Origin of the sequence: Buttiauxella selenatireducens (genome assembly GCF_031432975.1) — a bacterium.
In the GTDB taxonomy this organism is placed as follows: Bacteria; Pseudomonadota; Gammaproteobacteria; order Enterobacterales; family Enterobacteriaceae; genus Buttiauxella; species Buttiauxella selenatireducens.
Map to the genome: position 1 here is coordinate 3574543 of NZ_CP133838.1, position 20675 is coordinate 3595217.

Consider the following 20675-nt stretch of genomic DNA (forward strand, 5'->3'; position numbering starts at 1 on the left):
CTCAGATCAATATGCCTTGAGATAATAAAAAAACCGGCATTTTGCGCCGGTTTTTTATGCATGGGCATGATTTACTCAATCTACGTTGAAGAAGTCGAGTTTCAGCCACACCAGATCAGTTAGCGCATCGCCTGGCGGACACGTTCTAAATCTTCAGGCGTATCAACGCCAATACTCGGCACCTCTTTCGCGACGGCAACATGGATTTTTTCACCATTCCACAGCACGCGCAATTGTTCGAGCATCTCGATTTGTTCGAGCTGGCTTGGCTCCCAGGTCACATAGCGACGAATGAAACCGGCGCGGTAACCGTAGATACCAATGTGGCGCAGCAGGGTATCACCTATCGTTTCACGAGACTGTGCGAAACGGTCTCTGTCCCATGGAATCGTCGCACGGGAAAAATAAAGCGCATAGCCCTGCGCATCCATCACCACTTTTACCGCGTTCGGATTGAATGCTTCTTCCGCTGAGTCGATTGGCACCGCAAGAGTTGCCATACCTGCCTGGCTATTTGCCAGATTGCTGGCAACCTGGCGAATGATAACCGGCGGGATCATCGGCTCATCACCCTGCACATTCACAATCACAGTATCATCGCTAAAATTATATTTTTCAATAACTTCAGCAAGTCGCTCCGTACCTGAATGGTGATCAGCTCGCGTCATGCACACTTCTCCACCCGCCGCTTCAACGGCACGAGCAACATCTTCATGATCGGTTGCAACAATAATGCGATCGGCTCCCGATTCACGGGCACGTTCCAGAACGTGTACCACCATTGGTTTACCGTTAATGTCTTTTAACGGCTTGCCCGGCAAGCGGGTGGAAGCGTAGCGAGCAGGAATGATTGCCACAAAACTCATGGGTTAGTCTCGTCAGAAGTCAGAACTCGGGCTTCAGTTTCCAGCAACACAGGGATGCCATCGCGCAGAGGAAACGCCAGATGATCAGGTTTGCAGATAAGTTCCTGCTTTTCCTGATTAAAGTAGAGCTTGCCGTTACAAACCGGGCAAGCGATGATTTCAAGTAATCGATGATCCATGGTTACTCCAGAATGGCCGCCATCAAAAGCGAAAGAATAACATAACTCACGCACTCCCCTGGCTAATTTCCCAACCTTCACCCCATGATGAAGCGAATGCCGCTGGAATATTGCCAAGGCGAATCTGCTTAGCACCTTGCCAATGAGCAAATTCAGTAAACGCAGTGTGCAGGCTCTTTATCAAGGACTGGCTCGGCTTAATGCCGTCCTCTAGATACAGACTGATAATTTCAAGCTCTTCAATTTTACGATGCATTTTTGCATCGATTCGCCCCACAATTCCCCCTTGATGCAGCAATGGCAGAACAAAATATCCGTATTTGCGTTTTTGGGCGGGGGTATAGCATTCAAGACGATAAGAGAAGTTAAAGAGGGTTTCGGCGCGCTTGCGATCCCATACAACAGGATCAAATGGTGATAACACTGCTGTGTGAGTGGCACGCAAGGTGTTTTTTTCTGCTTGAGCCAATAATGGGAACTGGTCGCAGTGCAGCCACATTTCGCCAATGCCCTCAACGTTAACCAACATGGCGCTGCCATTTTCCTGCCATTTGGCGAGCAACGGCTTGAGGGATATTTTCTTCAACCGGTAATAATCAGCCAACCATTCAGGGCGAAAAATACCGAGACTGCGCGCACTGTTTTCCAGCATCTGCTGTTCGGCATCATGCTGATGAATAAGATGCAAATCATCATTCCAGTGCGGTAATACGCGCGAGGTCAGATCATAAACACGCTGGAAATTGCGCCGTTCAATCACCATGACTTTTCCGGCCGTGAATAATCCCTCAAGATGTTTCTTATGAGGCTTCCACTCCCACCACCCGCTCGCGCCTTTACGTGGATGTTCAAAGTCAGCAGAACGTACCGGACCATTGTGCTCAATATAAGCCAGGAGTTTCTCTATCTCTTCGGCATGCTCGACCATCCATTCAGGACGATATTTCCAACCCATATTTTCGGGATTAAGCATCCGATGACGAATCAGAGAAAAATCTTTTCTCGGCAAAAAACATGCTTCGTGTGCCCAGTACTCCATTAAATCGCCGTTAAGCAAAGCATCATCCAGCCAGTTTTGCGGATATTGACCTAAGCGACTGAATAACACCAGATAGGGGCTTCGAGCGACAATGTTGATGGTATCGATCTGGAGTAACGACATGCGGTTAATGGCCGCGACAACATCGGTAGATTTTGTGCAGCGGCGAGGCTTGAGGAGCAAGCCCTGCGCCGAGAGATGGAGGTTACGAGCAGCACGTAAAGTCAGTTGCGGTACGGACATAAAAGAGTCCTGTATTTAGCAAACTCGAATTCTGGTGCGGTAAATAAGGTTTATCGCACCAGCGCCAATAATGACTGCAATAACGCATCGGCTTGTGGTTGCGCCAGATGGGCATCCACCGGCAAAAACCACCAGTTATCGTGACCGGTAGCGAATGCGCGGCATTTCACTGCGTCTTTTTCAGTCATTAACAGGGTTTGGCCCGGCTGCACTAATTTCACGACGTCATTTTCACTTAGAGCCTGATGGTCTGCGAGACTGACGGTCCTCATCGGGGTCAAACCACATTGCTGTAAAGTAGCGAAAAAACGCGGAGGATGGCCAATTCCAGCCATAGCGACCACGTTTTCCAGCGTATGCACTGGACGGCGTTCGCCAGTCAACAAATTAACTGCGTTGTCTGGCTGCAATGTCATGCTGATTTCCCCCGGCTGAGCTTCACCACCATTGGTGATGATTGCATCAACAGAGGCCAGACGACCCGTTCGTTCGCGCATCGGCCCGGCAGGAAGCCACCAGCCATTGCCAAAGCGTCGAATCCCATCAACAACCACGATTTCTTTGTCACGAGCTAACGCATAGTGCTGCAAACCATCATCTGTGATGATCAGCTGCGGTTGTGCTTTTTCCACTAACATTTGCACGGCTTCACTGCGGCGCGGGGCTACGGCAACAGCAGCGCCAGTGCGCAGATAGATCAGTACTGGCTCATCGCCTGCCTGAGAGGTGGTTGTATTATCATCGAGCAACAAGGGATAGTGTTCAGCTTTACCGCCGTAACCACGGGAGACCACCCCAACACGGATACCACGCTGCTGAAGTTGTTCAACCAACCATATCACAACAGGTGTTTTTCCATTACCACCGGCTGTCAGATTGCCCACCACCACTACCGGCACCGGAGCACGCCAGGACTTTTTTAATCCTAACCGGTAGCAAAGACGTATTGCACCGCTCACCAGGCCATACAGCCAGGCGAGCGGTAAGAGCAAAAGGTAGAGGGGAGATTTTCCCGACCAAATGCGTTCTATCATGAGCCGAATTGCATTCTATGTAGTTGGGCGTAAACCCCACGATGCTCAATCAACTCTGCGTGAGGACCGCGTTCCACGATACGTCCATCTTCCACCACCACAATTTCATCAGCCTGTTCAATGGTTGATAAACGGTGAGCAATGACCAGCGAAGTACGGTTTTTCTGCAGTTCATCCAACGCAGCCTGAATGGCACGTTCTGACTCTGTATCTAAAGCGGAGGTCGCTTCATCAAGAATCAGGATTGGGCTATCACGCAATAATGCACGCGCAATCGCAATACGCTGGCGTTGACCGCCCGAGAGCAATACACCATTTTCACCGATAATCGTATCCAGGCCATTCTCCATTTTGCTAATGAAGTCCATGGCATACGCCATACGTGCAGCATTTTCAATGTCGGCACGGCTGTACTGTTGAGTACGCGCATAGGCAATATTGTTAGCAATGGTGTCATTGAACAAATGAACGTTTTGCGAAACGAGAGCAACCTGATTACGCAGAGAAGATAAGGTGTATTCGCGAATATCTACCCCATCAATCGTAATGTTACCTTCCTGAATATCGTAGAAACGCGTCATCAGGCTGGCGATTGTTGACTTACCGGAACCGGAACGACCAACCAATGCCACCGTCTTACCGGCAGGTATATTGAGGTTGATCTTACGCAGTGCTGGTACTTCGCGGCCAGGGTAGGTAAAGGTCACGTCACGGAATTCAACATCGCCTTTAGCACGTTCAATCACACGCGTTCCTTCGTCTTTCTCTTGTTCTGAATCAAGAATAGAGAACAGAGTCTGGCACGCAGCCATACCACGCTGGAATTGGGCATTGACGTTAGTCAGTGATTTCAGTGGACGCATCAATGCAATCATTGAAGAGAACACAACGGTAATCGTACCGGCGGTCAACGTTTCCATCACACTAGGGAAACTCGCAGCATAAATCACGAAGGCCAGAGCCAGAGAAGCAATAAGCTGAATGATTGGGTCAGATATGGACGAAGCAGAAACCAGTTTCATCCCCTGGCGACGCATACGGTTACTGACGTTATTGAAACGTTCAGTTTCCACTTCCTGGCCACCGAAGATCAGGACTTCTTTATGGCCTTTCAGCATTTGCTCAGCACTGGTGGTGACTTGCCCCATCGTGTTTTGCATATTTTTGCTGATATTACGGAAACGTTTGGAAACCATACGAATCGCAAAGGAAACGATGGGTGCCAGTACAATCAGGATTAATGAAAGCTGCCAGCTATACCAGAACATCAGCACAAACAGGCCGATGATGGATGCGCCTTCACGTACAACGGTGATTAACGCGCTCGAAGATGAGGAAGCAACCTGTTCAGAATCGTAGGTAATACGTGAGAGCAGCGTGCCTGTGGATTGTTGGTCAAAGAACGCAACCGGCATCCCCATCATGTGGCTAAACAAGCGACGGCGCATGTTCATGACAACCTGCCCGGAAACCCAGGAGATGCAATAGCTGGAGACGTAACTCGTCACACCGCGAAGCACCATTAGTCCGATAACAACCAGCGGCATCCATAGCAGCACTGATTTATCCGTTTTTCCAAAACCGTCATCAAGTAACGGCTTAAGCAAAGACAACATATAGGTATCACTGGCAGCGTTCAGGATTAACGCAATACCTGCCACAATCAGACCCGGCTTGAAAGGAGCAATCATCGGCCAGAGGCGGCGGAAGGTCTGCCATGTGGAAAGATCTTTATCGTTATGCATTCAGTAAACCAGCATTAGATGAAATAGCCGCATATTCTACCCATTATCCTGGGATACACCAAACCACTGATGATACCAACGGGGTGAAATTTGTTCTCTGAAGCTATTGATTTGCCATTTATCACTATTTATATCGATAGTGAGCTGGCCTGATTGCGCTGTGCTGTACCATTTATACCCTTGAGATTTGTAGCGTTGAACCACTTTCCGGGAAGGCAGATGCCATGCGTTGTAGCGCGATGTTGATGCAAGCGCTACGCTTGCGGAAACGGCACGCAACAGCGGCGCGCTTGATGATGTACGGCTTCCATGATGTGGGACCTGAATAATATCAGCATGTAAGATACCCCACCGCCCCTTGAGCATAGCCAACTCCGCCTCAGCTTCCACATCACCGGTCAATAAAATCCGAAAGTGCCCGTCACTGACCATCACTACACATGAACCATTATTACCCGTCATTACCGGCTGAGTTGGGGGCCATAACGCGGTAAACTGCAATCCCCGCCATTGCCACACCTGCCCTTGAAAACAGGGATGATGCCCTGCCCACCGCAGCGGGCTGAGAATTTTTAACCTGGGCCATTCGCGCTGCAAACTGTTTAAACCACCGCGATGATCAAGGTGCTCATGGCTAATGACAACTTGCTCGGGTGTAAGATTGTGCCAGCGCAACCATGGAATGATCACTTGCTGAGCCGCATCGCCACCAGGCCAGGCATTCCCGGTATCATAGAGTAAAACTTTTCCCTGCCGAATAAAGGCAATAGCCAGCCCGTGTCCTACATCCAGCATCGTGATTTGCCATGCGTCGTCTTTTTTCTCCATCGGTATTGTGGAAGCAACCAGAGATATCAGTAGAGATATCACTGACAGATAAGAACTGCGCCATAACGATAATCGATGGATGATGACTGCAATCCAGCCACTCAGGCTCAAAATCTGGAAACGTTTATCCACTTCCCTCCAACCGTCAGGAAGCAGTGACAATGAAGTAAAAAGCAGCGCCAGCAGACGATCAACACCCCACCACAAATGCTCACCTAACCACGGAATAGTGGTTAGCACTAACCCCGCCAACAGCAATGGAACAACAGCGAAAGTAATCAGCGGTACTGCGAGTAAATTCGCGATTAACGCACTGAGGCTAACGCCGTGGAAAATGAAAATTTGGAGAGGCATCAGCAAAAGCATGATGCCAATTTGTAAGTGCAGTAACGAGAAAAGGTAGCGATATAAGCCTTTCGCCTCAGCAACAAACCCTGGAAGCGGCATCCATTGATACCAGAAAATCAAGGATGCGACAGCCAGTACCGATAGCCAAAAGCTGTCAGACAAAACAGTCAGAGGGTCATAAATCAGAATGCCCGAGATACAGCAAAGCCAGACTTCCCATCCGGACCAACTTCGGCCTTGAAGCCGCAAAAAAAGCCAGATAACGACCCCAATCAGCGCTCTTACAGCCGGAGGATTTCCACCCGCGAGCCAGGTATAGACGCCCGCCGCGATAACACTCGCGAGTAAAGGCATTCTGAAATGAATTCGATGCGCAGGAAAACTCAGCTGTATCACGCGGGCTATTAGCCAGCCAACCATCGCAGCCAGCGAGATATGCATCCCTGAAATGGCCATAAGGTGTGCCGTTCCGCTCTGGCGAAGTAAGTTTTTCTGCTCATCACTCACTCCTGAGCGGTCACCAAATGCTAATGCCATAATTATGCCTTGATATGGCAGCGATTGAGACGCGAATTGAACGGCATCCATCCATTGCGCGCGTAAACTGCATTGCCGCGTGATCGGCTCAGCCGAGAGAATTCGTGCGCTCAAAGGTTGATGCTGTGCAAGAGCATATCTTTGACTATCAAATCCCCCGTCGTTCAGTTGACCATGTACTGGTCGCAGTTGCAGTTTCATACGCCAGCGTTGTCCAGCACAGACGCTGCCTGGTAAGTAGCTGCCCCGGCTCTTGACACCGACAGGGGGAAATATGGGCCTACCTTCTACCGAAGCCATTTCCCAATCGTGGTCTTGCTTGCCATCCGTACTCGTCATTACCGCATCAACCGTAATAGGTTTAGCGGTCCATTGTTCAAAAGGCGCCAGGCTTTCCCTTGCGTTGAATAGCGCCCAGCAAAAACACAACAGACCAAAAGCAACATAACGTGCAAACAGGCGTGGAATGAACCCCAAACAGAATGCCGCAAAGAGAATTGCTGTGATAATTGGCAGTCCAGGAATACTGGGCAACCACAACAGCGGCTGGATACCAATAATTGCACTGAAACATAATCTGATTGTATTTCTCACGCCACTCTCCTTGTTGAAGTGAGTGTGGAGTATCAAAAAGATGTCGTCAGCTACGGATAACTTGTTCTACGAGGAGGGTTCCAGGCTTTCGGCGCCGAATGTAATACGGCCGAGAAATTTGCGGGCAACATCGAAAACTGTGATTTTAAGCATAAAAAAACGGCACCCGTAGGTGCCGTTTTTGAGGATTAAATCCGAAGATTTAATTACCGTAAATATTGGCGCGGTCACGTAATTCTTTACCTGGTTTAAAGTGTGGAACGTACTTACCTTCCAGATCAACTTTATCGCCAGTTTTTGGATTACGTCCGGTGCGAGGTGCGCGATAGTGTAAGGAAAAACTGCCGAAACCCCGGATTTCAATACGCTCACCTTGGGCGAGTGTAGAGGCCATATGCTCCAGCATCTCTTTCACTGCATCTTCTACAGCTTTCGCCGGGATGTGAGATTGCGAAGTTGCAAGTCTTTCTATCAATTCTGACTTGGTCATGATTCCTCCGGTTTCCTTTCAGGAAAATTAACTTACAGCTATCAATCGAACAAGGGCGGCCGTAGCCGCCCTGATTTAGTGCTCAGACGATTACTCGCCTTTAGCTGCTTTGAATGCTTCAGCCATAGCGTTAGAGAAGTTCGGTGCATCTTCCTGTTTGTTGTTAACAGAAGCGATTGCATCTTTCTCGTCAGCTTCGTCCTTAGCACGAACAGACAGGCTTACAACACGGTTTTTACGGTCAACGCCAGTGAATTTAGCTTCAACGTCGTCGCCTACGCTCAGAACCAGAGTTGCATCTTCAACGCGGTCACGGGAAGCTTCAGAAGCACGCAGGTAGCCTTCTACGCCATCTGCTAATTCAACTGTAGCACCTTTCGCGTCAACTGCTGTTACTTTACCAGTAACGATAGTACCTTTCTTGTTCAGTGCAACGTAGTTGTTGAACGGATCTTCTGCGAGTTGTTTAACACCCAGGGAGATACGCTCACGCTCTGCGTCAACTTGCAGAACCACAGCCGCGATTTCGTCGCCTTTCTTGTATTCACGAACTGCTTCTTCGCCTGTAACGTTCCAGGAGATATCAGACAGGTGAACCAGGCCGTCGATGCCACCGTCCAGGCCGATGAAGATACCGAAGTCAGTGATAGACTTGATTTTACCTTCAACGCGGTCGCCCTTGTTGTGGGTTTCAGCGAACAGCTGCCATGGGTTAGATTTGCACTGCTTCAGACCCAGGGAGATACGACGACGTTCTTCGTCGATATCCAGAACCATAACTTCCACTACATCACCAACGTTAACAACTTTGGATGGGTGGATGTTTTTGTTGGTCCAATCCATTTCGGAAACGTGAACCAGACCTTCAACGCCTTCTTCGATTTCTACGAAGCAGCCGTAATCAGTCAGGTTAGTCACGCGACCAGTCAGTTTGGTACCTTCTGGATAACGCTTAGCGATAGCGACCCATGGATCTTCGCCCAGTTGTTTCAGACCCAGAGACACACGAGTACGCTCACGGTCGAACTTCAGTACTTTAACGGTAATTTCATCGCCAACATTCACGATTTCGCTTGGATGCTTAACGCGTTTCCATGCCATATCAGTGATGTGCAGCAGGCCGTCAACGCCGCCCAGATCAACGAATGCACCGTAGTCAGTGAGGTTCTTAACGATACCTTTAACTTCCATGCCTTCTTGCAGGTTTTCCAGCAGTTGATCACGTTCTGCGCTGTTTTCAGATTCGATAACTGCACGACGAGAAACAACAACGTTGTTACGCTTCTGGTCCAGCTTGATGACTTTGAACTCAAGCTCTTTGCCTTCCAGGTGCAGAGTGTCACGTACCGGACGAACATCAACCAGGGAACCTGGCAGGAACGCACGAATACCGTTCAGCTCTACAGTGAAGCCACCCTTAACTTTGCCGTTGATAACACCGACCACAGTCTCAGCTTCTTCGTAAGCTTTTTCCAGCGTGATCCAAGCTTCGTGACGCTTAGCTTTTTCACGGGACAGCAGAGTTTCGCCAAAGCCATCTTCAACAGCGTCCAGAGCAACATCAACTTCGTCACCAACCTGGATTTCCAGTTCGCCAGCAGCATTTTTAAACTGCTCGGCTGGAATTGCAGACTCAGATTTCAGACCGGCGTCAACCAGTACTACGTCTTTGTCGATAGCAACTACAACGCCACGAACGATGGAACCCGGACGGGTTTCGATTGTTTTCAGGGATTCTTCAAAGAGTTGAGCGAAAGATTCAGTCATGTTGTTAATCTTCAAGGTTCTTTAGTTTAACGTCCATTTAGCATCCCGCCGAATGGGGTTGTTTCACATACCCCGCCATTGGCTCCATGCCGACAGGGTTTAGGTTACAGGGGTAAAAAACTACCCGATATGTCAGGATACCACTATGGCAATATCATGACAAATATGACAAAACTTTCACCAGCGCAATAATCTCTATTGCGCTGGTGTTAAAATTTTCTGCGCATATGTCAGCGCTTGTTTGATGACATCGTCAATGGACATACTGGTAGAATCCAGCACCAGCGCATCAGCAGCTGGGACTAACGGTGCTATTGCACGGTTGCGGTCACGGTCATCACGTTCTTTAATTTCTGCCAAAAGGCGCTCAAAGTTAACACTAAAGCCCTTCTCCTGCAACTGTAGCATACGTCTGTGAGCACGCTCTTCAGAAGATGCATCAAGGAAGATTTTTACTGGTGCATCAGGGAAAACGACGGTCCCCATATCTCGACCATCAGCAATCAGGCCAGGCGCATCTCTGAATGCGCGTTGACGGCGCAATAACGCTTCACGCACACGAGGAAAAGCAGCAACTTGAGAGGCAGCATTAGCCACTTCCTGAGTACGGATTTCGGCGCTTACATCTTCCCCTTCGAGGATAACTTCCAGATTGCCATTGTTGGCAACAAAGCGCACGTCAAGGTGTGCTGCCAGGGGAACGAGCGCGTCCTCAGAAGTCACATCAACCTGATGATGCAAAGCCGCTAATGCCAGAACTCGATAAATTGCTCCAGAATCAAGCAGATGCCATTGCAACGCTTCCGCCATGGCTTTACACAGCGTGCCTTTACCTGCGCCGCTTGGGCCATCAATCGTTATTACCGGGGCGGGTGCCGTCATCGTACTCTCCTCTCGCTGGAATTGCGGACCTAAAATAGAAACGCCGCATATTATACGCCGCCACAATCCTGACCGTTATCTTTCCTGCCAATTATCGTCGTTAATGAGGCTAAGTGTAGAATAATTGTGCGACTGGAGGCAGGGCTGGTAAAAACCAGCCCCAAAATCAGAGGGGGTGATTATTTTTTATCAGCTGCTATACGATCGCGAATATGCTGAGCTCGTTCAGTTGAAGGTGGGTGTGAATTAAACATCGATTTTGATTCTCCACCACTGAGCGTTGCCAGTTTGTCAAAACTGGTAGCGATGCCTTGGGTATTAATTTTGCGTTTTTTCAGTAAATCGTAAGAGAAGTCATCAGCTTCCGACTCTTCACTACGTGAGAATGTGGCATTAATGACACCTTCCGCCAAATCACCGAGCTGCGACTGGGAGAGCTGGGAAGCAACACCACTGGTTGCAGAAATGGCATCACGAGCGGCCATTGTGGCATAAGCCGTTTGCATTTTTTCAAGCGAATGCCCCAGAGCAACATGCCCCATTTCATGCCCTAACACGCCTTCAACTTCGTTGTCAGACATCATGTCCATCAGACCGCTGTAAACGCGTACGCAGCCGTTTGCCATGGCCCAGGCATTCACATCACTGGTCAAATACACTTTGTAATTGACTGGCGTGCCATTAATTTGGCTGCCCAGTGATTTTGCGATTTTATTAAGGCGCTTCGTGTACTTGCTTGACTTGCCTGCAATCTGGCTTTCGCTATCCATCTCTTTGCAGGAATTATTTGATATAGCTTTAACGTCTGCGTCACTCAATGTTGCCGCTTTATAAGCTGACATGGTCGAACTTGCCAGCTTGTCGCCGTTCATGTTCTTACATCCCGCCAGAACACCCGCTATCAGAGTAATCAGCAATACTGCTTTAACATTCTTCATAATTATCTTCCGTTGACTAATCATAATCAAAACAAACCAATGATTTATAAAGTAAATCTTAAAGAGATTAACAGCGGAATAGACTGATGCAATATATGAGGGAGATTCGAATTCGGAGTTGCACAACTGTGGTATTACACGTAGAACACGCCCCGGCTGTTAATCAGGCCGGAGCGTCACTTAGGATATTATGTCAATGAACTTACGCTAATGTACTAATGCGCGCTAACTGCTCGAAATAGTCCGGGAAGGTTTTTGCGGTACATTTCGGATCAAGGATAGTGACCTGCGTGTCTGACAACGCCACCAGTGAGAAGCACATCGCCATGCGGTGATCGTTATATGTTCCGATTTCGGCAATTTGTAGCTGGGCTGGCGGAGTCACAGTGATGTAATCCTCCCCCTCCTCCACTACGGCTCCCACTTTACGCAGTTCAGTCGCCATCGCGCTCAGTCGGTCAGTCTCTTTTACACGCCAGTTATAAATATTACGCAGCGTGGTGGTGCCTTTGGCAAATAAGGCAGCAGTAGCGATAGTCATTGCCGCATCAGGGATATGGTTCATGTCCATATCGATAGCATTGAGTTCGCCACGTTCGCAGGAGATGAAATCATCGCCCCAGGTCACTTTAGCGCCCATTTTTTCCAGTACATCGGCAAAGCGAATGTCGCCCTGGACACTATTGCGACCGATACCCGTTACTTTTACCGTACCGCCTTTAATAGCACCTGCAGCCAGGAAATAAGAAGCCGAAGAGGCATCACCTTCTACCAAATAAGCGCCAGGGGAGACATACCGCTGGCTACCACGAATGACAAAACTACGGTAGTCGCGGTTTTCCACATCCACACCGAAGGTTTTCATCAGATGTAAAGTAATGTCGATATACGGTTTTGATACCAGATCACCTTTGATAGTGATTTCAGTGTCGTTTTTCGCCAACGGTGCCGTCATTAAAAGCGCCGTCAAGAACTGGCTGGAAACGCTGCCATCGACAGCGACCTGGCCACCGCTAAAACCGCCGCGTAAACGCAACGGTGGATAATTTTCTTGTTCCAGATAGTCAATCTGAGCGCCACCCTGGCGCAAAGCATCAACCAGATGGCCAATCGGACGCTCTTTCATGCGTGGTTCACCGGTCAGCACAATATTGTTGCTTCCCAGGCACAATGCCGCCGCAAGCGGACGCATTGCAGTCCCTGCATTACCTAAGAACAATTCCAACTCACCTGTCGCATGCAATGGGCCACCCATGCCAGTGACTTCGCAACGCGTACGATCGGCAGAAAGTGTATAGCTGACTCCCAATGCTTTCAGCGCGTTGAGCATATGGCGTACATCGTCGCTATCCAGCAAATTAGTCAATTCAGTGGTGCCATGCGCCAATGCAGCAAGCAGCAGCGCGCGGTTAGACACACTTTTTGAACCAGGAAGGTTAATCGTGCCGTCGACCAGTGCGATGGGTTGTAACGTCAGGGATTCCAGCATGGGGAAAATACTCTCAACTCAAACAGAATAAAAACCCCGCGAGCCAAGTCGCGGGGAGAATAACAACGAGCAACGATTAACCGTGGCGACGTTCGAAGTCGACCATGAAAGCAGTTAACGCTTTAACGCCTTCAAGTGGCATCGCATTGTAGATAGAGGCACGCATCCCACCCACAACACGGTGGCCTTTCAATGCATGCAAACCGGCAGCAAACGACTCTTCAAGGAAGACTTTATCCAGTGCACTATCAGCCAACTGGAACGGTACGTTCATACGTGAACGGTTGGCAGGCGCAACATCGTTACGATAGAAATCGCTTTTATCAATCACGCTGTATAACAGGCTGGCTTTCTCACGGTTGATTTTATCCATGACTTCCACACCGCCTTGTTCTTTCAGCCATTTAAAGACCAAACCTGACAGATACCAGGCAAAGGTAGGCGGAGTGTTGAACATGGATTCGTTTTCATTTAGCACGGTGTAGTCAAGAATTGACGGGCACGCTTTGTGCGCCTTGCCGAGCAAATCTTCACGCACGATAACCAGCGTTAAACCTGCCGGGCCGATGTTTTTCTGTGCGCCCGCGTAAATTACGCCAAAACGGCTAATGTCCAGCGAGTGCGACAAAATGGAGGATGAGAAGTCTGCAACCACAACTTTATCGCCAAAATCTGGCGTTTCGTGAGTGGCGATGCCATCGATGGTTTCATTCGGGCAGTAATGCAGGTAAGCACTATCTTCAGAAACCTGCCATTCGCTCATCGGCTTGAGTGCGCGCAAGCCGTCAACCGTCACTTTCGCATCAATAACATTTGGGGTGCAGTATTTATGCGCTTCTTTTACTGCACTGCTCGCCCAGTAACCACCATCCACATAATCAGCGGTCGTTTTGTCACCCAGCAAATTTAAAGGTACGCCAGCGAATTGACCGCGACCGCCGCCGTGACAGAACAAAACTTTGTAGTTCGAGGGGATTTGCAGCAGATCACGAAAATCTTTTTCAGCTTCAACAGCCACCTGAATAAACTCTTTACCACGGTGGCTTATCTCCATTACGGAGGTGCCTAAACCTTGCCAGTCGCAAAGCTCACTTTGCGCACGACGAAGCACATCAGCCGGTAGCATCGCCGGGCCGGAACTAAAATTGTATACCTGAGTCATTTCCCCTCACCACGCTTAGAGCAATAAGATTTTTCACGATATCGGTTTTATCATTCAGATGAAGAGGCTGCAATGGTTAATCAGGCAAGACCGAGTAATGTGCGCAAAATCACACAACAGAATCAACCAGTCGCTGCATGAAACACCCGATATATTCCCGTCAGGTCACTCTCGAGGCGGTACTGGCCTTTACCCAAACTTTATGAGTACACCGCGGGCAAGTGGATTCGTCGCCGGCCTTCAACGTAATGACTTCACTGCAATGGATACAGGCATAATCAGCATCTTCTGGCATTTTGATGAACCGTTCACAGCAGTGCTCGGGCAAAATAGGTAAACCCGGTCTGACGAGTTTATCAGGGAAGAAATAGACGCTTATTTGGCCATTGGTTTCCAGTATCGCCAGACGGACTTGCCCAAGGTGCTCGACGCCGAGCAAGCGAAGTTCCATAAAAAACTCAAATTCCGTCATGTTTTGCGACTTCATTTTTTCCCAGGAAAACTCCCCTTCCTCAATAATGACTGAAGGTTTGCCCTCAAACAGGTTTTCGAGTTTTTCGCTGTGACTCATCAGCCACATCACCAAACGATATAGCAGGCCTAACGTGACGAAAACAATCAGTACCGGTAGCATCGGTACGTCATGATAAAACGCCACATCCCCCGCCGCCGAGCCAAGGGTTAAGATTATCAACACTTCAAACAAAGACATCTGCCGAACGCCACGCCGTCCCGTTATCTTTAAAAACAGAAACACCAATATAAAGGTGTAGAGGCTGCGAAAAGCGACTTCCCAAAGGAAATCGAGTGGGACATCGTTTAAAGCCATTCGCTGGAGATCAAAGGTCTTCATTTTTACCGCCATAACAGTAGGTTACTGACAGTAAGCATAGCCTGTTATGCTATTGCCGCCTGCTTGCTGCTGACAATGGCGTCAGTCTGCTAAAACCCGTATCATTGCGCGCTTTGCGTACGACAAAAGTGAAACCTCATGACTCAAACCTTTATTCCTGGCAAAGATGCCGCACTGGAAGATTCCATCGCTCGCTTCCAGACCAAGCTCGCCGACCTTGGCTTTAATATTGAAGAAGCCTCCTGGTTAAACCCGGTCCCTAACGTCTGGTCGGTTCATATCCGTGATAAAGACAGCGCGTTGTGCTTTACCAATGGTAAAGGTGCAACTAAAAAAGCTGCGTTAGCTTCCGCTCTGGGTGAATATTTCGAACGTCTGTCGACAAACTATTTCTTCGCTGATTTCTGGTTGGGCAAGACCATCGCCAATGGCCCGTTTGTGCATTATCCAAACGAGAAATGGTTCCCAATTCCAGAAAACGAACAGTTACCAGAAGGTATTCTCGACGATCGCTTGCGCGCGTTTTACGATCCTGAAAATGAAGTCACCGCGGGTATGCTTATCGATCTGCAGTCAGGTAATGAAGATCGTGGTATCTGCGCCCTGCCATTTACCCGTCAGTCCGATCAAGAAACCGTCTATATTCCGATGAACATTATCGGCAACCTGTACGTTTCAAACGGAATGTCAGCCGGGAATACCGCAAACGAAGCTCGCGTACAGGGGCTGTCGGAAGTCTTCGAGCGCCACATTAAGAATCGCATTATTGCTGAAAGCATCAGCCTGCCAGAAATTCCACAAGAAGTGCTGGCTCGCTATCCTGGCGTGGTGGAGTCAATTGCGACACTGGAAGCTGAAGGCTTCCCTATCTTCGCTTATGACGGTTCATTAGGCGGCAAGTATCCTGTTATTTGCGTGGTGCTGTTCAACCCATCCAATGGCACTTGCTTTGCCTCATTCGGCGCACATCCAGACTTTGGCGTGGCACTGGAGCGTACCGTTACAGAACTGCTTCAGGGTCGTGGCCTGAAGGATCTTGACGTGTTCACCCCACCAACGTTTGACGACGAAGAAGTTGCTGAACATGCCAACCTGGAAACTCACTTTATCGATTCCAGCGGTCTGATCTCCTGGGATATGTTCAAGCAAGATGCTGACTACCCATTTGTTGACTGGAACTTCTCTGGAACCACTGAAGAAGAATTTGCCACGTTGATGGCGATTTTCAACGCAGAAGATCAAGAAGTTTACATCGCCGACTACCAGCATTTAGACGTTTACGCTTGCCGTATCATCGTGCCTGGTATGTCCGATATTTACCCTGCAGAAGATCTGCTGCTGGCTAACAATAATATGGGCTATCACCTGCGTGACACTATTCTGGCGCTGCCTGGAAGTGAGTGGGAGAAGCAAGATTATCTGGATCTCATCTCTCAGTTAGATGAAGAAGGTCATGATGATTTTACCCGTGTACGTGAGTTGTTGGGCCTGGCAACAGGTAAAGACAATGGCTGGTATACCTTACGTATCGGTGAATTGAAAGCGATGCTGGCACTGGCCGGCGGTGACACTGAACAGGCGCTTATCTGGACAGAGTGGACGATGGAGTTCAACGCGTCTATTTTCAGCGCTGAACGTGCTAACTACTATCGTTGCCTGCAAACGTTATTGCTGCTTGCAATGGAAGAAGATCGCCAGCCGTTGCAGTATCTGAATGCCTTCATTCGTATGTATGGCGCAGAAACGGTGGAAGCAGCCAGTGCTGCATTGAGTGGTGAAGCACCATTCTATGGTCTGCAAGCCGTCGACAGCGATTTGAAAGCCTTCCCAGCCCACCAGGCGTTGTTAGCAGCATATGAAAAACTGCAACGCGCAAAAGCGACTTTCTGGAAATAAAGTCACAAATTAAAACTCAAGCTGCGTAAACCTTAAGGTTTACGCTATATTACGGGGCAATTTTTTATTGCTCCGTGTTTTTATTGGCCGCGTAATAATTTCACTTGTGACTCAATGGTTAAATATTGGTGAAATATTATTATTTTAAGCTACAAGTAATGTTGCGAAATTACTGAAATACTCCATTCTAATTAACCTGACACAGGAGCTTAAAGGCTAAATATCAAATTACATTATAAATTTTAAACTTTATTTTTATCATTAAAATCAACAATTTAAACTGAAAAACAGATAATCACCTGCTTTTTTCAGGCCTATAAGCTTGGCGAGATATGATCCATATCAAATTTTACTCTATAATGCTTTGTTAGTATCTCGTCGCCGAATTAAATAAGAGAGAGTTAGTGTGAAAGCTGACAACCCTTTTGATCTATTGCTCCCAGCCGCTATGGCTAAAGTCGCCGAAGATGTTGGCGTCTATAAAGCAACTAAACACCCGCTGACCACGTTTTATTTAGCGATTACAGCGGGCATGTTCATCTCGATTGCCTTTGTCTTTTACATCACTGCCACAACCGGCACTGCAACTATCCCGTTTGGGATTGCAAAGCTGATTGGCGGTACTTGCTTCTCCCTGGGGCTTATCCTGTGCGTCATCTGCGGCGCCGACCTGTTCACCTCTACGGTGTTAATTGTGGTCGCTAAAGCCAGTGGACGTATCACATGGGGTCAACTCGCGAAGAACTGGATTAACGTTTATATCGGTAACCTGTTTGGCGCGTTGATGTTCGTCGCATTGATTTGGTTGTCAGGTATGTATATGACTGCCAACGGTGCGTGGGGTCTGAATGTGTTACAAACCGCAGACCACAAAATGCATCACACTTTTGTTGAAGCTGTGTGCCTCGGTATTTTAGCTAACCTGATGGTCTGTCTGGCTGTCTGGATGAGCTACTCTGGCCGCACTTTGATGGACAAGATGTTTGCTATGATTCTCCCGGTCGCCATGTTTGTTGCTTGTGGTTTTGAGCACAGTATCGCAAACATGTTCATGATCCCTTTAGGTATCGTAGTACGCAACTTTGCAAGCCCGGAATTCTGGACCGCAGTAGGGTCGTCTCCGGACAATTTCTCTCACTTGACCGTGTTGAACTTCATCACCGACAACCTGATCCCAGTCACTATCGGGAACATTATCGGCGGCGGTTTACTGGTTGGGTTGACGTACTGGGTAATTTATCTGCGCGGTGGTGATAAGCACTAAGTGCTCACCAACGTGTAGGGAATAAGAAATCCACATTAGAAGGTAGGTGTTAAATGTCCGAGCTTAATGAGAAGTTAGCCACAGCCTGGGAAGGTTTTGCCAAAGGTGAATGGCAGAATGAAGTCAACGTGCGTGACTTTATTCAGAAAAACTACACCCCTTACGAGGGTGACGAATCCTTCCTGGCAGGTGCTACTGAAGCAACTACCACGCTGTGGGACAACGTCATGGAAGGTGTTAAACAGGAAAACCGCACTCACGCGCCTGTTGATTTCGACACTGACCTCGCTTCCACCATCACCTCTCATGATGCTGGTTACATCAACAAGTCCCTCGAAACTATCGTCGGCCTGCAAACTGATGCTCCACTGAAACGTGCCATTATTCCGTTTGGTGGCATCAAAATGGTTGAAGGTTCTTGCAAAGTATACGGTCGTGAACTTGACCCAATGCTGAAGAAGATCTTCACCGAATACCGCAAAACCCACAACCAGGGTGTGTTTGACGTTTATACCAAAGACATCCTGAACTGCCGTAAATCAGGCGTAATCACCGGTCTGCCGGATGCTTATGGCCGTGGTCGTATCATCGGTGACTACCGTCGTGTTGCGCTGTACGGCATCGACTTCCTGATGAAAGACAAATTCGCTCAGTTCAATTCTCTGCAATCCAAACTGGAAAACGGCGAAGACCTGGAAGCGACAATTCGTCTGCGTGAAGAAATCTCTGAGCAACACCGTGCTCTGGGTCAGATCAAAGAAATGGCTGCTAAATATGGCTGCGATATCTCTGGTCCTGCTAAAAACGCTCAAGAAGCTATTCAGTGGACTTACTTCGGCTACCTGGCTGCGGTTAAATCTCAGAACGGCGCTGCAATGTCCTTCGGTCGTGTATCCACCTTCCTGGATGCATACATCGAACGTGACCTGAAAGCAGGCAAAATCACTGAAGTTGAAGCACAGGAAATGATTGACCACCTGGTCATGAAACTGCGTATGGTTCGCTTCCTGCGTACCCCTGAGTATGATGAGCTGTTCTCTGGTGACCCAATCTGGGCAACAGAATCTATCGCCGGTATGGGCGTAGATGGCCGTACTCTGGTTACCAAATCTAGCTTCCGCTTCCTGAACACCCTGTACACCATGGGTCCTTCTCCGGAGCCGAACATCACAATTCTGTGGTCTGAAAAACTGCCACTGAACTTCAAGAAGTTCGCTGCTAAAGTCTCCATCGATACCTCTTCTCTGCAATACGAGAACGATGATCTGATGCGTCCTGACTTCAACAACGATGACTACGCAATTGCTTGCTGCGTAAGCCCAATGATCGTTGGTAAACAAATGCAGTTCTTCGGTGCTCGTGCAAACCTTGCGAAAACCATGCTGTATGCAATCAACGGCGGCGTTGATGAAAAACTGAAACTGCAGATCGGTCCTAAAGAAGCACCAATCATGGCTGATGTTCTGGACTACGATAACGTCCTGGATCGCCTTGATCACTTCATGGACTGGTTGGCTAAACAGTACGTCACCGCGCTGAACATCATTCACTACATGCATGATAAATACAGCTACGAAGCGTCTCTGATGGCTCTGCATGACCGTGACGTTGTTCGTACCATGGCTTGTGGTATCGCAGGTCTGTCTGTTGCAGCTGACTCCCTGTCTGCAATCAAGTACGCGAAAGTTAAACCAATTCGTGACGAAGATGGTCTGGCTGTAGACTTCGAAATCGAAGGCGAATACCCACAGTTCGGTAACAACGATTCTCGCGTAGATGACATCGCTGTTGACCTGGTAGAACGTTTCATGAAGAAAATTCAGAAACTGACTACTTACCGTAACGCTATCCCGACTCAGTCTGTTCTGACCATCACCTCTAACGTGGTTTATGGTAAGAAAACCGGTAACACCCCAGACGGTCGTCGTGCTGGCGCTCCATTCGGTCCAGGTGCTAACCCAATGCACGGTCGTGACCAGAAAGGTGCTGTTGCCTCTCTGACTTCCGTTGCTAAACTGCCGTTTGCTTACGCTAAAGATGGTATTTCTTATACCTTCTCTATCGTTCCTAACGCACTGGGTAAAGACGACGAAGTTCGTAAGACTAACCTCGCGGGTCTGATGGATGGTTACTTCCACCACGAAGCGTCCATCGAAGGTGGTCAACACCTGAACGTGAACGTAATGAACCGTGAAATGCTGCTGGATGCGATGGAACACCCTGAGAAATATCCTCAGCTGACCATTCGTGTTTCTGGTTACGCTGTACGTTTTAACTCCCTGACTAAAGAACAACAGCAGGACGTTATTACCCGTACCTTCACTCAAACCATGTAATTCACGGTTTGTCTGAAAAGGCGTAGAATAAAGGCTCCACTCCGGTGGGGCCTTTTCTTATGTATGAACCGGTTTTTCAAGATAACTGCTACGGTTAAGTTATCCTGCAAAATTGATTCGACGCGGCAATCTATACACAGACCGCGCTCAACCTGGTTCTTGCGTTAAAAGCATGGACCAATACT

At 48.5% G+C, this 20675-nt stretch carries 16 protein-coding genes; 3 read left to right on the forward strand and 13 right to left on the reverse strand.

Going from position 1 to position 20675, the window contains the following annotated elements:
* Window positions 1–119: 119 nt before the first annotated feature.
* The 13 genes from kdsB to RHD99_RS16520 all read right to left on the reverse strand — a co-directional run bounded on the left by kdsB (window position 120) and on the right by RHD99_RS16520 (window position 14994).
* Window positions 120–866 carry a 3-deoxy-manno-octulosonate cytidylyltransferase gene (kdsB, locus tag RHD99_RS16460; protein ID WP_183273060.1) on the reverse strand — a complete coding sequence of 249 codons (747 nt, stop codon included), beginning with the start codon at window positions 864–866 and terminating at the stop codon, window positions 120–122.
* Complete coding sequence (gene ycaR / locus RHD99_RS16465; RefSeq protein ID WP_034494329.1) at window positions 863–1045, reverse strand: protein YcaR; 183 nt, start codon at window positions 1043–1045, stop codon at window positions 863–865. The genes kdsB and ycaR overlap by 4 nt, the downstream gene beginning before the upstream one ends.
* Before the next feature lie 46 nt (window positions 1046–1091).
* Window positions 1092–2327: a winged helix-turn-helix domain-containing protein gene (locus RHD99_RS16470; RefSeq protein WP_309875275.1), complete on the reverse strand. Its 1236-nt coding sequence runs from the start codon at window positions 2325–2327 to the stop codon at window positions 1092–1094.
* A 50-nt stretch (window positions 2328–2377) separates the two neighbouring features.
* On the reverse strand, window positions 2378–3361 hold the full coding sequence (gene lpxK, locus RHD99_RS16475; protein ID WP_309875277.1) for a tetraacyldisaccharide 4'-kinase: 984 nt from the start codon (window positions 3359–3361) through the stop codon (window positions 2378–2380).
* Complete coding sequence (gene msbA, locus RHD99_RS16480) at window positions 3358–5106, reverse strand: lipid A ABC transporter ATP-binding protein/permease MsbA (RefSeq protein ID WP_183273064.1); 1749 nt, start codon at window positions 5104–5106, stop codon at window positions 3358–3360. Before msbA ends, lpxK begins: the two co-directional genes overlap by 4 nt.
* A 36-nt stretch (window positions 5107–5142) precedes the next feature.
* Window positions 5143–7413 carry a ComEC family protein gene (locus RHD99_RS16485; protein WP_309875280.1) on the reverse strand — a complete coding sequence of 757 codons (2271 nt, stop codon included), beginning with the start codon at window positions 7411–7413 and terminating at the stop codon, window positions 5143–5145.
* 202 nt (window positions 7414–7615) lie between these two features.
* Window positions 7616–7903, reverse strand: coding sequence for an integration host factor subunit beta (gene ihfB / locus RHD99_RS16490; RefSeq protein WP_034494322.1), 288 nt, complete (start codon window positions 7901–7903; stop codon window positions 7616–7618).
* A gap of 90 nt (window positions 7904–7993) precedes the next feature.
* A complete protein-coding gene (rpsA, locus tag RHD99_RS16495) occupies window positions 7994–9670 on the reverse strand; it encodes a 30S ribosomal protein S1 (protein WP_183273283.1) in 1677 nt (558 codons plus the stop codon).
* Window positions 9671–9865: 195 nt separating this feature from the next.
* Window positions 9866–10552, reverse strand: coding sequence for a (d)CMP kinase (cmk, locus tag RHD99_RS16500; RefSeq protein ID WP_183273284.1), 687 nt, complete (start codon window positions 10550–10552; stop codon window positions 9866–9868).
* Between the two features lie 179 nt (window positions 10553–10731).
* Entirely contained in the window at window positions 10732–11490 is a 759-nt protein-coding gene (gene loiP, locus RHD99_RS16505) for a metalloprotease LoiP (RefSeq protein ID WP_309875283.1), read from the reverse strand.
* A 202-nt stretch (window positions 11491–11692) separates the two neighbouring features.
* Window positions 11693–12976, reverse strand: coding sequence for a 3-phosphoshikimate 1-carboxyvinyltransferase (gene aroA, locus RHD99_RS16510; RefSeq protein ID WP_309879187.1), 1284 nt, complete (start codon window positions 12974–12976; stop codon window positions 11693–11695).
* 79 nt (window positions 12977–13055) lie between these two features.
* On the reverse strand, window positions 13056–14141 hold the full coding sequence (gene serC, locus RHD99_RS16515; RefSeq protein ID WP_309875285.1) for a 3-phosphoserine/phosphohydroxythreonine transaminase: 1086 nt from the start codon (window positions 14139–14141) through the stop codon (window positions 13056–13058).
* 160 nt (window positions 14142–14301) lie between these two features.
* Window positions 14302–14994, reverse strand: coding sequence for a DUF421 domain-containing protein (locus RHD99_RS16520; RefSeq protein ID WP_183273287.1), 693 nt, complete (start codon window positions 14992–14994; stop codon window positions 14302–14304).
* A gap of 138 nt (window positions 14995–15132) precedes the next feature.
* On the opposite strand from RHD99_RS16520, the gene ycaO reads away from it, so the two are divergent.
* From ycaO to pflB, 3 genes are all read left to right on the forward strand, one after another.
* Window positions 15133–16890: a 30S ribosomal protein S12 methylthiotransferase accessory factor YcaO gene (gene ycaO / locus RHD99_RS16525; protein WP_309875287.1), complete on the forward strand. Its 1758-nt coding sequence runs from the start codon at window positions 15133–15135 to the stop codon at window positions 16888–16890.
* A 406-nt stretch (window positions 16891–17296) separates the two neighbouring features.
* Window positions 17297–18154: a formate transporter FocA gene (gene focA / locus RHD99_RS16530; RefSeq protein WP_309875289.1), complete on the forward strand. Its 858-nt coding sequence runs from the start codon at window positions 17297–17299 to the stop codon at window positions 18152–18154.
* Window positions 18155–18207: 53 nt separating this feature from the next.
* A complete protein-coding gene (gene pflB / locus RHD99_RS16535; RefSeq protein ID WP_183273290.1) occupies window positions 18208–20490 on the forward strand; it encodes a formate C-acetyltransferase in 2283 nt (760 codons plus the stop codon).
* The last annotated feature ends 185 nt before the right edge of the window (window positions 20491–20675 follow it).

Coding starts and splice junctions, on each gene's coding strand:
- RHD99_RS16520 (WP_183273287.1), bottom strand. CDS start 14,994: ATGAAGACCTTTGATCTCCAGCGAATGGCTTTAAACGATGTCCCACTC.
- kdsB (WP_183273060.1), bottom strand. CDS start 866: ATGAGTTTTGTGGCAATCATTCCTGCTCGCTACGCTTCCACCCGCTTG.
- pflB (WP_183273290.1), top strand. CDS start 18,208: ATGTCCGAGCTTAATGAGAAGTTAGCCACAGCCTGGGAAGGTTTTGCC.
- lpxK (WP_309875277.1), bottom strand. CDS start 3,361: ATGATAGAACGCATTTGGTCGGGAAAATCTCCCCTCTACCTTTTGCTC.
- cmk (WP_183273284.1), bottom strand. CDS start 10,552: ATGACGGCACCCGCCCCGGTAATAACGATTGATGGCCCAAGCGGCGCA.
- ycaR (WP_034494329.1), bottom strand. CDS start 1,045: ATGGATCATCGATTACTTGAAATCATCGCTTGCCCGGTTTGTAACGGC.
- rpsA (WP_183273283.1), bottom strand. CDS start 9,670: ATGACTGAATCTTTCGCTCAACTCTTTGAAGAATCCCTGAAAACAATC.
- loiP (WP_309875283.1), bottom strand. CDS start 11,490: ATGAAGAATGTTAAAGCAGTATTGCTGATTACTCTGATAGCGGGTGTT.
- ihfB (WP_034494322.1), bottom strand. CDS start 7,903: ATGACCAAGTCAGAATTGATAGAAAGACTTGCAACTTCGCAATCTCAC.
- ycaO (WP_309875287.1), top strand. CDS start 15,133: ATGACTCAAACCTTTATTCCTGGCAAAGATGCCGCACTGGAAGATTCC.
- msbA (WP_183273064.1), bottom strand. CDS start 5,106: ATGCATAACGATAAAGATCTTTCCACATGGCAGACCTTCCGCCGCCTC.
- serC (WP_309875285.1), bottom strand. CDS start 14,141: ATGACTCAGGTATACAATTTTAGTTCCGGCCCGGCGATGCTACCGGCT.
- RHD99_RS16470 (WP_309875275.1), bottom strand. CDS start 2,327: ATGTCCGTACCGCAACTGACTTTACGTGCTGCTCGTAACCTCCATCTC.